Raw genomic sequence first — 12,767 nt, forward strand, 5'->3', positions numbered from 1 at the left:
GCTTTCTTACGACATTTCTCGTTAAATCAGACACCTGAAAAACTATCTTGCTGGAGACCAGGTGAAAAAGAAAAACGACGGCGACGCGCGCAATTTTACTCCCGTACGTTTTGCCCTGCTTTGTGTGGCAATATTATTGAGTCTGGGATTGCTGCTGGGTCGGGTTGCGTGGCTGCAAATTGTCACGCCGACGAGTCTGGTGAAACAGGAAGACATGCGTTCGTTACGTGAGGTAACTATTGCCTCGCCGCGCGGGATGATTACCGATAGAGAAGGGCGACCGCTGGCGGTAAGTGTTCCGGTTAACGCCGTATGGGCCGATCCTAAGACCATCATCAGCAAGGGAGGCGTGGGTTACAACGAACGCTGGCAGGCTCTGGCAAGGACTCTGCATTTGTCACTTAGTACGCTGGCGGAACGCGTTAACAGTAATCCTGGCGGACGTTTTATTTATCTGGCACGACAAATTTCCCCTCAGCAGGCTGAGTGGGTCGATGATCTTAATCTCCCGGGCATCAACCTGCGCGAGGAATCCCGCCGGTTCTATCCCGCAGGCCACGTAGCGGCGAATCTCATTGGTTTTACCAACATTGATGGACAAGGCATTGAAGGGCTGGAAAAGAGCTTTAATAACCAACTGATGGGTAAACCTGGCTCCCGTCTGGTACGTAAAGACAAATTTGGCCATGTCATCGAAAATATCACCGAAGTTACGCCTGTTCCTGCACACGAATTACAGCTCAGCATCGATGAGCGTCTGCAGACGGTCACCGAAGATGCGTTGGACAATGCCGTTACGTGGAATAAAGCGGAATCAGGAGCCGCAGTGCTGGTCAACATTGCTACCGGTGAAATACTGTCCATGGCGAGCTTTCCTGACTTCAACCCCAATAATCGTGATGGCGCTGTACTGGATGATTTTCGTAACCGTGCAATTAGCGATACGTTTGAACCCGGTTCAACCGTTAAACCGCTGGTGATCATGACTGCACTCCAGCAGGGGATAGTACAACCCGACAGCGTGATTGATACCCATCCTTTTTACCTTGATGGACATCGCATTCGCGACGTCGGATTTTACCCGGAACTGTCGCTGACCGGGATTTTACAGAAATCGAGCGATACCGGCGTGTCGCACCTTTCATTGGCTATGCCTGTCCAAAAATTGCTGGATACCTATAAAAGCTTTGGTTTTGGCGATCCAACCGGACTGGGATTAACCGGTGAAAGTAGCGGTTTAATGCCTCAACGCCGCTACTGGAGCGATTTGGATCGCGCGACCTTTGCATTTGGTTATGGATTAATGGTAACGCCGCTGCAGTTGGCGCACGTATATGCAACCATTGGTAGTTTTGGTATCTATCGGCCCCTTTCGATTACCCGTATTGACCCGCCGGTAATCGGTACCCGAGTGATGCCGGAGGCGCTGGTTCACCAGGTTGAACATATGATGGAAAGCGTTGCGTTACCCGGTGGTGGGGGAACTAAAGCCGCGGTCAGAGATTATCGCGTGGCGGTTAAAACAGGAACGGCAAAGAAAATTGGTGATGACGGTAAGTATGTCGATAAATACGTGGCCTACACGGCAGGTGTTGCGCCAGCGAGCGACCCGAAATTCGCATTGGTTGTCGTCATCAATAATCCGCAAAACGGTGCTTATTATGGTGGGGCTGTCTCTGCGCCTGTCTTCAGCCAGATAATGGGTGATGTCCTGCGTCTGGAGAACGTTAAACCGGATGGCATGCCTGCTGACTCCGATCATCTGCTGGTGATGCACGGCAGCAACGTATCCTCGCCGTCGTTGTAAGTTATTTTCCCAGGGCGCAATTCGAGTTACACTTGCGCCCTTAAGTCACCTGCCGGAGTTGTCATGTCGTTTTCCTGTCCTCTTTGCCACCAGCCTCTTACTCAAGCGAATAACAGTTTTGTCTGCCCCGGGCGGCACCAGTTTGACGTGGCGAAAGAAGGGTATGTCAACTTACTGCCGGTTCAGCATAAACGATCGCGCGATCCGGGTGACAGCGCTGAGATGATGCAGGCGCGACGGGCATTTCTTGATGCCGGGCACTATCAACCGTTGCGTGATGCGATTGTGAATGTGCTGAAAGAGAAGTCGACTTCAGAAGATGCAGCAATCCTGGATATTGGCTGTGGGGAAGGGTATTACACCCATGCGTTTGCCGACGCGCTGACGGGTTGTACAACCTTTGGTCTTGACGTCTCCAAAGTGGCAATTAAAGCTGCAGCCAGACGCTATCCGCAGGTGACCTTTTGCGTTGCCTCCAGCCATCGTCTGCCGTTCGCAGATGAGTCAATGGATGCCATCATCAGGATCTACGCGCCCTGTAAAGCGCAAGAGCTGGCACGCGTGGTTAAACCGGGGGGATGGGTTATCACCGCCACGCCGGGACCGCGTCATTTAATGGAACTGAAAGGGCTTATTTATGATGAGGTGCGTTTGCATGCGCCGCACACAGAGCAACTGGACGGTTTTGTTCTGCAACAGAGTATTGCGCTGGGGTATCAGATGCAGCTTCAGGGCAGCGAGGCCGTTGCGTTACTGCAAATGACGCCGTTCGCCTGGCGGGCAAAGCCGGAGGTGTGGGAAACGTTAGCGGAGAAAACGACGTTTGACTGCCAGACCGACTTTAGTATTCATGTCTGGCAGCGTCTGAATTAACTGTGGAAGTGTGCCCAGAGGATCTGGGCACCGATACCAATCAGCACCACCCCACCCAAAATTTCTGCTCGTTTGCCCAGCATCGGGCCAATGAAACGACCAATCATCATTCCGAGCGTGGACATAATCAATGTGGCGCAGCCGATGGCCAGCGCGGTGGCAATAATGTTGACCTGCAGGAAAGCCAGGCCCACCCCGACGGCCATTGCGTCGAGACTGGTGGCAATGGCGGTGGTGACCAGCAGCCAGAAACCATGACGGCGCTGCGGTTCTTCCTCTTCATCACCGTTGTCGCGAAAACCTTCGATTATCATTCGCCCGCCTAAAAAAATCAGCAGAATGAAGGCGATCCAGTGGTTCCACTCCAGCACGAATTTGCTGGCCAACATACCCATGCCCCAGCCAATCAGCGGCGTAAGCGTTTCAACTGCGCCGAATATCAGACCTGTGCGCAATGCTTCAGAAAATTTGGGTTTATGCAGTGTGGCGCCTTTGCCAATTGATGCAGCGAAAGCATCCATCGACATGCCGAAAGCGAGAAGAACGGTAGCGGTGAGATTCATAACAGCGTCCTGACCGGGGTATCCATAAAACACATCACTGCCCCCAGTAACCATGCATACAGGCCGGAATCACTGTAAATACAGCGCCATTCAGATATGCATTGCAGTTGATGTGCCTATGGTCTCGCCTGACTGAACCTGTAAATTCAGTCCGTACGCGCCACGTTTTTCAACGAGTATGTTGACACGTACATTTCCGGAGTCTGGAAATCGGCTACTCCCCAACGACGGGCGCAACCTTAACATATTTTGAGAATATAAAACAAGAAACGCAGAAATAATATTTGACTTCTAATTGAAAACGATTTTCATTTAGATTTATTTTTAAATAAAACGTTAAAATAAATAACATTGCGGACAGTGAAATATAGCCTTGGCTATGTTTATTTTTATGCTGATATATAAAAAACATAGTTCAGGCTATATTTATAACTTATTGATTTGAAATTAAAAGTTTATATATTCTCTCAAGATCGTCTATATTTCGTACGCGAATCAACAATCTTCGATGTTCTAATTGCATCACTAATACACCGTCTTCAGATAAATTCATCTCTTTAATGCGGTTATATTCAATCCAGACGTTGGCGAAGAAAAAACCTTTCTGCTTGAAGATGATTTTTGGCGTACGGATCCAGAACAGATACAACCCCATCAATACCAGTGCACATAATAACCATGTGGTAAATTGCGCGCCGTGGCTGGTGATGTTGTTGTAGATAAGAATAGCTACCAAGCCAAGGAAGATAACGCTGTCGACTCTGCTGCGGGGAAGCAGGGCGACAGTAAGCAGAGTAGGGCCATTACGGCGGGGCATGATGAACTGATCGTAAATGGCATACGCCAGCAGCGAAAAGATAAATAGAACCAGCACCAGGTCCGTGATAGTCATGAATCCTCAACCCTCTAAATAGAAAAACCGGGAGCAAGCCCCCGGTGATGTACAACAGTCTTACAGGCCGAGCAGTCCGACAGCGTAGCCTGCGATACCGATGACGAAGAAGCCAACGATGATCCACAGCGGGTTCACTTTCTTACGCAGCAGCCACATACAGGCGAATGTCAGCAGCAGAGGAACCAGACCCGGCATCAGCTGGTCAAGGATAGTCTGCACGGTGGTAACACGAGTCTGACCATCCTGACCGGTGATAGTAGAAACCACCAGTGGGATGTTTACGTGCGTCCACTTGTTAACCAATGCTCCCATGACAAACAGGCCGAGGATTGACGCCCCCTCAGTCAGTTTCTGCAGGAAGCCGCCGCCCATATCTTTAACGATATCGACACCTTTACGGTAGCCATATGCCACACCGTAATAACGGGTTGCCAGACGAACCAGGTTAAACAGGATGAAGAACAGCAGTGGCCCCAGCAGGCTGCCGCTCATCGCGATACCTGCGCCGAGTGCGGCGAAGACCGGACGTACGGTACCCCAGAAGATCGGGTCACCGACGCCTGCCAGCGGACCCATCAGACCAACTTTGATACCGTTGATGGCACCATCGTCAATCTCTGCGCCGTTTGCACGCTGTTCTTCCATTGCCAGCGTAACGCCCAGTACTGGAGCCGCTACGTACGGATGGGTGTTAAAGAATTCCAGGTGACGCTTAATCGCTTGCTTACGTGCATCGTTGTTTTCCGGGTACAAGCGGCGGATAGCCGGTACCATGGAGAAACAGAAACCCAGCGCCTGCATACGTTCGAAGTTCCATGAACCCTGAAACAGGTTAGAACGAATGAACACGCCACGAATGTCACTCGGAGTGAGTTTTTTCTCGGTGGTAGTTTTAGTCATATCAACCATTTCGCTCACCTGCTAGTCCAGTTCGTTATCGAGATCGTTATTGCCAGCCGCCGCAGCAGGTGCACCGGCTACGCGGTTATATTTCGGGCTCAGCTGAATGTAGAGGATGGCCATGACTGCGCCAATCACACCCAGAGCAACCAGGTTGAAGTTAGTAAATGCCGCGGTGACGAAGCCGAGGTAGAAGAATGGCATCAGATAGCCTGCGCGCATCATGTTGATGACCATCGCATAACCAACCACTACGATCATTCCGCCTGCGATGTTCAGACCACCGGTTACGACTTCCGGAATGGCGTTAAGCATGCTCTGAACTTCACTGGTACCAACAGAAATCGCTACGATTACCGCCGGGATAGCGATACGCATAGCCTGCAGGAACAGAGAGGATACGTGCAGCCAGGAGAGCGCCGTCAGGTTACCGTTTTCGGCCGCCTTATCCGCTGCGTGCTGGAATGCTACGGTGATAGTACGAACGATAATGGTCAGTACCTGGCCTGCTGCTGCCAGTGGGATAGCCAGCGCGATACCGGCACCAATGCTTTGGTGACCCGCGATAACCAGAACGGTAGAGATAATTGAGGCCAGCGCGGCATCTGGTGCAACCGCAGCACCGATGTTCATCCAGCCCAGGGCGATCATTTCCAGGGTACCACCGATGATGATACCGGTTTTCATATCCCCGAGAACGGCACCAATCAGCGTACAGGCCACCAACGGACGGTGGAACTGAAATTCATCGAGTACCGACTCCATACCCGCGATACATGCGACGATGAACACCAGCACAATCTGAAGAGTGGTAATCTCCATTGTACTTCTCCTATTGCTATACAGACTTAAGTGTGAAAACTAAGTAAATGCCAGGGAATTATTTCACCTTGGCAATCAAATCCATCATTTTCAGTTTCTGATCGGTAGAAACCTTACGGGCCTCAAGCTCAATACCGCGTTCGTTGAGTTTCTTGAAGGCTTCGATGTCTTTGTCATCGACAGAAATTGCGTTGTTTACCTGCGTTTTACCCTGACGGAAAGCCATACCGCCAATGTTTACGGAGGTAATTTTCACACCACCTTCAACGATACGTTCTACGTCGGTTGGGTTGGTGAACAACAGCATCACACGCTCACCTGCATATTTCGGGTTGTTGTAGACGCGGATCATTTTCGCGACATCAACCACATGCGCCGTCACACCCGGAGGTGCTACCTGAGTCAGCAGCGTTTTACGCACGGTATCGGCGGCAACTTCATCACTGACGACGATAATGCGCGTTACGTTGGTTTCTTTGGTCCAGCGAGTTGCCACCTGACCATGGATTAAGCGGTCATCAATACGCGCCAGGCCGATCTGCATATAATCGTTCGGCCCCATCGGTTTCGCGGGGGTTGCTGCTTTCGGTGCCGCGACGGGGGCAGGAGCGGCTTTTTCCACCGGTTTTGCTTTCAGCGCTTTCACGCCTTCACTACCGGTTTCAACGGCCAGTGCCACTAATTCATCAAAGCTTGGGTTGTCATCACGCGCCATGAAGGTCTCAACCAGCATGGGAATGTTCACACCGGCGATTACTTCGTAATGCTCTTTATCGACGACAATGCGGCTCGCAGCGTTAAACGGGCTGCCTCCCCATGTGTCAACGAGAAACAGCACGCCTTTACTGGTATCGAGTTTTGCCAACTGAGCGTTGTACTTTTCGATCAGCGTTTCAGCATTTTCGCCTGGAACGAAATCGATCCAGCCGACGTTTTCCTGCTCGCCTAACAGCATCTCTGCCGTCTTAAGTAACTGCTCTGCAGCCCAACCATGTGTGCCTATTACAATAGCAATGGTCACTTGCTACCTCCTTTATTATCGTTAACACATCAACGTGAAGATGTATTTGAATCGTCGTCCGCAATCGAATCGATTCAGATAAGGGTTACAAAGAAAAACCTATGATTTTCGTGAATTATTTTAGATATCGAAAAAAATATTTTATGTGATGAAGATCCGTAATTTAACTTCCGATAAAAAGAAATTTCGAAGGGTAAAATATCTCCGAAACAACTTATTGCAAAGGAAGGTAAATCTTTGCTAAAAACAGCTTCTCTCTGTTATGTTTAGCATCTGTTTAATTACTCAGGAGTATAGGGCAGTAGCCCACCATATGGATCGTCACCGACGTCATTTCACCTTCAGGCCGTATCAAGCCTGTCAGATTGGCACTTTTTGCCACAAATTTTCTCTGCATATCGCTTTAACGCCTGAGATCCTCAGCGCGCAGTTTGGTCATTCCTTAAGCAGGAGCTTGTCATGGAATTATTAATGGACCCGCAGATTTGGGTGGGTTTGCTCACGCTTGTCGTTCTCGAAATTGTTCTGGGTATTGATAACCTGGTCTTCATTGCGATCCTGGCTGATAAGCTGCCGCCGAAACAGCGTGATAAAGCGCGTTTAATCGGTTTGTCACTGGCACTGATTATGCGTCTGGGCTTGTTGTCCGTGATTTCGTGGATGGTGACGCTGACAAAGCCGCTGTTCACGGTAATGGACTATGCGTTCTCGGGGCGCGATCTGATTATGCTGCTGGGGGGTATCTTCCTCTTGTTCAAGGCTACGACAGAGCTGCATGAGCGGCTGGAAAACCGTGAACATGATACCGGGCAGACGAAAGGGTATGCGAGCTTTTGGGTTGTCGTAACGCAGATTGTCATCCTCGATGCGGTGTTCTCGCTGGATGCCGTGATTACGGCGGTCGGCATGGTCAACCATCTGCCAGTGATGATGGCGGCAGTAGTGATTGCCATGGCCGTGATGCTGCTGGCCTCTAAGCCGCTGACACGATTTGTGAACCAACACCCGACGGTGGTGGTGCTGTGTCTGAGCTTCCTGTTGATGATTGGTCTGAGCCTGGTTGCCGAAGGGTTTGGCTTCCATATTCCGAAGGGCTATCTGTATGCGGCGATTGGTTTCTCGATCATCATCGAGCTGTTTAACCAGATTGCCCGTCGTAATTTTATTCGCCACCAGTCGACGCTGCCGCTGCGTGCACGTACTGCCGATGCAATCCTGCGTCTGATGGGCGGTAAACGTCAGGCCAGCGTGCAGATGGAATCCGATAACCCGGTGCCGGTTCCTGTCCCGGAAGGCGCGTTTGTGGAAGAAGAACGCTATATGATCAACGGCGTCCTCTCCCTGGCGTCGCGTTCGTTACGCGGCATTATGACGCCACGTGGTGAAATCAGCTGGGTTGATGCCGACCTGAGCGTGGCGGAAATTCGCGAGCAGTTGCTCTCTTCACCTCACAGCCTGTTCCCGGTGTGTCGTGGCGAACTGGATGAGATCATCGGTATCGTGCGTGCTAAAGAGCTGCTGGTGGCGCTGGAAGACGGTGTGGATGTGGCGGCGATTGCCTCTGCTTCTCCGGCTATTGTTGTTCCGGAGACGCTGGACCCGATCAATCTGTTAGGCGTACTGCGTCGTGCCCGCGGTAGCTTCGTTATCGTCACTAACGAGTTTGGCGTAGTACAGGGTCTGGTCACGCCGCTGGACGTATTAGAAGCCATTGCTGGTGAATTCCCTGATGCCGATGAAACACCTGAAATTATTGCTGATGCAGGTGGTTGGTTGGTCAAAGGCGGTACCGATCTGCATGCGTTGCAACAGGCGCTCGACGTGGATACGTTAGTGAATGAAGACGAAGACATCGCCACGGTGGCAGGTTTAGTCATTGCGGCTAACGGCCATATTCCACGTGTAGGTGATGTTATCGAAGTCGCACCGCTGAGCATTACGATTGTCGAAGCGAATGACTATCGTGTGGATTTAGTTCGCATTGTTAAAGAACAACCCGCTCACGACGAAGACGAGTAACCGGGTTTAGCGAAACGGCATGACGGGCATACTGTGTCGCCCGTTATGTCGGGTGGGCGGCGGCGTGCTGCCCGCCAGCCATTTTGGGAAATCACGCAGCGGCATTGGCTTTGCGTACAAAAAACCTTGCAACAAATGTACGCCGTGTCGGCGCAAATGCTGAGCCTGCGCCTGGGTTTCAACGCCTTCCGCCACCAGTTCTATATTCAATTTTTTCCCCAAAGCGATAATGATGTCTGTGACGGTTGAGTTCACGGCGTCTGTTCCTATGGCCGAAGTAAATGATTTATCGATCTTCAGCACATCCGGGCGGAGTTTTTCCAGCCAGGAGAGCGAGCTGTTACCGGTACCGAAATCATCAATCGCCAGTTTTACGCCAAGCCGATTTAATTCGCGTACGACCCGATAATCCACATCCAGTAACGCATCGCGTTCGGTCAGTTCGATAACCAACTGCTGGATTGGGTGCTGGCTGAACCAGTACTGATTAAGATCTTTTAGCAGCGTGCCGTTACGAAAATGGCTGGCGGCGACATTAATCCCAATATGAAACTGACTGCTCATCGGGAAAACGTGTCTTTGCTGAATGGTTTCTGCGATGACATGACGGGTTAGCGGCACAATCAGGTTGTGCTCCTCAGCGATGGGAATAAACACTTCCGGAGAGATCCAACCCTGGCGTGGGTTATTCCAGCGTAGAAGAATCTCCACGCCCATGCCTTGCTGGGTTTGCGCATTAAGCAGCGGCTGGCAAAATAGCTCGAATTCCCGAGCAGCAAGGGCCAGATTAATCTCCCAGGAAAAACTCATTCTGCTGGCGGTCGCCAGCCATGCCAGGTAACCCACTAATAAACTTAGGATCACCGCCAGCGGCAGCTGTGTTGGCAGATGTTTAATCGCCAGTTCACTGGGACCGGGGCCGGTGACGCTAATGGTAAACGGGAAATGTTGAGATGACAGCTGGTAGCGTTTTTCATCATTTAGCTTAGGCAGAGTATCGACCACACCCTGATCATACAGTAGATGCCGATTACCAACGGTTAAGCTGGCATCGGTGATCTGCGGCGGCTGGGGTTCAAGCAACATAGACGACAATAAATCAATATTGACGATTTCCAGCACGCCATCTTCACCATCAGCAGAGGACGGGTACCACTGCGTCAAAATCGGACTCCCTTTAATCAGCGAATGGTCAGTAGATAGCAGCAGTTGCGGTTCCCGGCTGGGTAATTCGGGCTGTAGTTGACGAATGGGGACATTGCGATACCCAAAAATGCTGGAGCAATAGAGGATCCCGCTTTGAATCAGATTAATAGAACGCACCGTTTGCAGTCTTGCGGCATGTTTGCTTAAGGGTAAACGCGCCACTGAGCAGGGGAGGCCAATTAACGGCAGCAATACATCACGTCCGGTCTGCAAGGGTAAAAGCACGTCATCCAGTTCTTCTACAGCATGGTTGGCAAAGGTGACGATATTTCGGTGATTTAAATTACGCTCCGAAATAAATCGGACAGTTAATGTGAGGATGAGCGTCAGTAGTGCACATACTGTGCAGACGATTAAGCGATTCCGGCGATAATTTTTAATGATCCGTTGTGCTGTTTGCATGCGGGCCGCCCGATAAGCCGTTGGTCACAGAAGCCAACAGCAACAGAGCAAGTGTAGTGGGGAAAATTACAGTAGACGAGGGAGAGGGGGCAAATTCGCCCATCCGTCGCAGATGGGCGAAAATTAAGTATTAGTCACATTGAACTTTGATTGCCAGGCCACCGCGTGACGTTTCGCGGTATTTGGCGTTCATGTCTTTACCTGTTTCGTACATGGTCTCAATGACTTTATCCAGCGAGACGCGCGGCGCGCTGGTACGGCGCATTGCCATACGCGCAGCGTTGATCGCCTTCACTGAAGCAATGGCGTTACGCTCAATGCACGGAACCTGTACCTGACCGGCAACCGGATCGCAGGTTAAGCCGAGGTTATGTTCCATGCCGATTTCGGCAGCAACACACACCTGCTCAGGGCTCGCGCCCAACAGTTCAGCCAGACCCGCGGCAGCCATGGAGCAGGCTACGCCCACTTCACCCTGACAACCTACTTCTGCACCAGAGATTGAGGCGTTCATTTTGTACAACGCGCCAATTGCACCGGCCGCCAGGAAATAGCGGGTATAGATATCCGGGCTGACGGACTCGATGAAATGATCGTAATAGGCCAGTACCGCAGGCACGATACCGCAGGCACCGTTGGTTGGCGCTGTCACTACGCGACCGCCTGCGGCGTTTTCTTCGTTAACGGCCAGCGCGAACATGTTAACCCAGTCGATCACGTTCATCGGATCGTTGGACAGCTTATCGCTGGAAACAAGCATACGACGCAGAGCTGAAGCACGACGAGGAACGCGCAGCGGACCCGGCAACACACCTTCGGTGTTCATGCCACGATCGATACAGGCCTGCATGGTTTGCCAGACGTGGCCAAAGTACTCTTCAATCTCTTTTTTGCTGTGCAGAGCAAGTTCGTTCTGCATAGCCATGCCAGAGAGAGACAGGCCGGTGCTGTTGCAGTACTCCAGCATTTCAGTCGCGGATTTGAACGGATAAGGCACGCTGACCTCGCCCGCGGCATCCTGACCAAAATGTTCTTCATCAACGATGAATCCACCGCCGATTGAGTAGTAGGTTTTGCTATAAATGACGGTTTCGCCATTGTACGCATGGATCTGCATTCCGTTTTCATGCAGCGGCAGGTTGCCGTTGTGAAAACGCATCCCATCATTCTGCGGGAAATCCACTTCGTGCTGACCCTGCGCAAGCAGCAGGCGTCCACGCGTTTCTACGTCGCGGATAAATCCGGGGATGCTATCAATATCCACGGTAGCAGGCTCATTGCCCGCCAGACCCATAATAATGGCGATATCGGTGTGGTGACCTTTACCCGTGAGCGACAGTGAACCATACACGTCGACGGCGACACGAGTAACGCTGTCCAGTAATCCTTTTTCGACCAGGTCATCGACGAACTGTTTACCCGCCTTCATAGGCCCTACGGTATGGGAAGATGAGGGACCAATCCCCACCTTAAACATGTCGAATAGACTAATCACGATAATACTCCTACAGGGCGACTGGGCTTTCCAGTAACGATGTTATAACTGCGCATAGTGTAAGAGGGAACGCGGCGATCGGCTTAACTATTCACATGAATTAAACTAATAGATAACCGCGGTTTTACTAATGTTGTGACCTGAGTTTCAAGTTGTCTATGGCGCGCGTAAAGATAAGTATAGTCAGGGCTTGACGCCAATTTGCAGCGCCAGCTCACGAATTATTCCGGCAGTCATTCCCCAGACGAAATATTGCTCATACCAGGAAAGCCATACGCGATGTGAATCGCCACGACGGTAAATATCCAACGGGTGGTAACGACCTAAATGCAGGGCCTGGGCCAGCGGCATTTCGAACACTGCTGAAACTTCATCTTCACTGGCGCGATACGGCAGATTAGGCGGGATAATGCCTACCACTGGGGTGACCTGGAAACCGGTCACGCTGTCGACCGGCGGCAGAACGCCGATCACTTCTACGCATGAAGGTGGGATCGCCACCTCCTCCTGTGCCTCGCGAAGGGCGGCGGCAATTAACGAGGCATCACTGCTATCCACCGCCCCACCGGGGAAGGCGACCTGTCCGGCGTGCTTGCGTAGGTGAACGGAACGCTGGGTTAACAACAACCCCGGCTGTGGACGACGCACGACGGGGATCAGTACGGCGGCCTGGCGCTGGTTTAACGCGGCATGATTGACCTGCGGACGCAGGAGTTGAAAGCGCGATAAGAAATCATCAAGCGTCAGGCTGCTGTATTCCACGT

At 51.5% G+C, this 12,767-nt stretch carries 12 protein-coding genes; 4 read left to right on the top strand and 8 right to left on the bottom strand.

Features of this window, described 5'->3' with window-relative positions:
- The first annotated feature begins 61 nt into the window (after nucleotides 1-61).
- Nucleotides 62-1,807, top strand: coding sequence for a peptidoglycan DD-transpeptidase FtsI2/PBP3(PARA) (gene ftsI2 / locus OGY71_RS02710; protein ID WP_003833773.1), 1,746 nt, complete (start codon nucleotides 62-64; stop codon nucleotides 1,805-1,807).
- 63 nt (nucleotides 1,808-1,870) lie between these two features.
- Nucleotides 1,871-2,680: a 23S rRNA (guanine(745)-N(1))-methyltransferase gene (gene rlmA, locus OGY71_RS02715; RefSeq protein WP_048235218.1), complete on the top strand. Its 810-nt coding sequence runs from the start codon at nucleotides 1,871-1,873 to the stop codon at nucleotides 2,678-2,680.
- Here rlmA and mntP read toward each other — a convergent pair.
- The 5 genes from mntP to manX all read right to left on the bottom strand — a co-directional run bounded on the left by mntP (nucleotide 2,677) and on the right by manX (nucleotide 6,881).
- Nucleotides 2,677-3,243: a manganese efflux pump MntP gene (gene mntP, locus OGY71_RS02720; protein ID WP_286612798.1), complete on the bottom strand. Its 567-nt coding sequence runs from the start codon at nucleotides 3,241-3,243 to the stop codon at nucleotides 2,677-2,679. The two genes, rlmA and mntP, sit on opposite strands and share 4 nt — an antisense overlap.
- Before the next feature lie 433 nt (nucleotides 3,244-3,676).
- A complete protein-coding gene (locus OGY71_RS02725; RefSeq protein WP_003021010.1) occupies nucleotides 3,677-4,135 on the bottom strand; it encodes a DUF986 family protein in 459 nt (152 codons plus the stop codon).
- Nucleotides 4,136-4,195: 60 nt separating this feature from the next.
- Nucleotides 4,196-5,047, bottom strand: coding sequence for a PTS mannose transporter subunit IID (locus OGY71_RS02730; RefSeq protein ID WP_003833769.1), 852 nt, complete (start codon nucleotides 5,045-5,047; stop codon nucleotides 4,196-4,198).
- Between the two features lie 12 nt (nucleotides 5,048-5,059).
- Entirely contained in the window at nucleotides 5,060-5,860 is an 801-nt protein-coding gene (locus tag OGY71_RS02735; protein ID WP_003021004.1) for a PTS mannose/fructose/sorbose transporter subunit IIC, read from the bottom strand.
- A gap of 58 nt (nucleotides 5,861-5,918) precedes the next feature.
- Complete coding sequence (gene manX / locus OGY71_RS02740; RefSeq protein ID WP_003833768.1) at nucleotides 5,919-6,881, bottom strand: PTS mannose transporter subunit IIAB; 963 nt, start codon at nucleotides 6,879-6,881, stop codon at nucleotides 5,919-5,921.
- A gap of 313 nt (nucleotides 6,882-7,194) precedes the next feature.
- Here manX and OGY71_RS23260 point away from each other — a divergent pair, with 313 nt between their 5' ends.
- Nucleotides 7,195-7,353, top strand: coding sequence for a protein YoaL (locus OGY71_RS23260; protein WP_370766360.1), 159 nt, complete (start codon nucleotides 7,195-7,197; stop codon nucleotides 7,351-7,353).
- Nucleotides 7,341-8,900 carry a CNNM family cation transport protein YoaE gene (yoaE, locus tag OGY71_RS02745; RefSeq protein WP_008785026.1) on the top strand — a complete coding sequence of 520 codons (1,560 nt, stop codon included), beginning with the start codon at nucleotides 7,341-7,343 and terminating at the stop codon, nucleotides 8,898-8,900. Before OGY71_RS23260 ends, yoaE begins: the two co-directional genes overlap by 13 nt.
- 6 nt (nucleotides 8,901-8,906) lie before the next feature.
- Here the strand turns inward: yoaE and pdeD are convergent, their stop codons facing one another.
- From pdeD to OGY71_RS02760, 3 genes are all read right to left on the bottom strand, one after another.
- The gene (gene pdeD / locus OGY71_RS02750; protein ID WP_286612800.1) at nucleotides 8,907-10,508 is read right to left on the bottom strand and encodes a cyclic di-3',5'-guanosine monophosphate phosphodiesterase PdeD; all 1,602 of its coding nucleotides are present in this window, start codon (nucleotides 10,506-10,508) and stop codon (nucleotides 8,907-8,909) included.
- A gap of 130 nt (nucleotides 10,509-10,638) precedes the next feature.
- On the bottom strand, nucleotides 10,639-12,003 hold the full coding sequence (sdaA, locus tag OGY71_RS02755) for an L-serine ammonia-lyase (protein WP_003833765.1): 1,365 nt from the start codon (nucleotides 12,001-12,003) through the stop codon (nucleotides 10,639-10,641).
- A gap of 183 nt (nucleotides 12,004-12,186) precedes the next feature.
- The gene (locus OGY71_RS02760; protein ID WP_003020991.1) at nucleotides 12,187-12,765 is read right to left on the bottom strand and encodes a CoA pyrophosphatase; all 579 of its coding nucleotides are present in this window, start codon (nucleotides 12,763-12,765) and stop codon (nucleotides 12,187-12,189) included.
- Nucleotides 12,766-12,767 lie beyond the last annotated feature (2 nt).

The sequence above is a fragment of the Citrobacter sp. Cpo109 genome (genome assembly GCF_030332565.1).
GTDB classification, from domain to species: Bacteria; Pseudomonadota; Gammaproteobacteria; order Enterobacterales; family Enterobacteriaceae; genus Citrobacter; species Citrobacter portucalensis.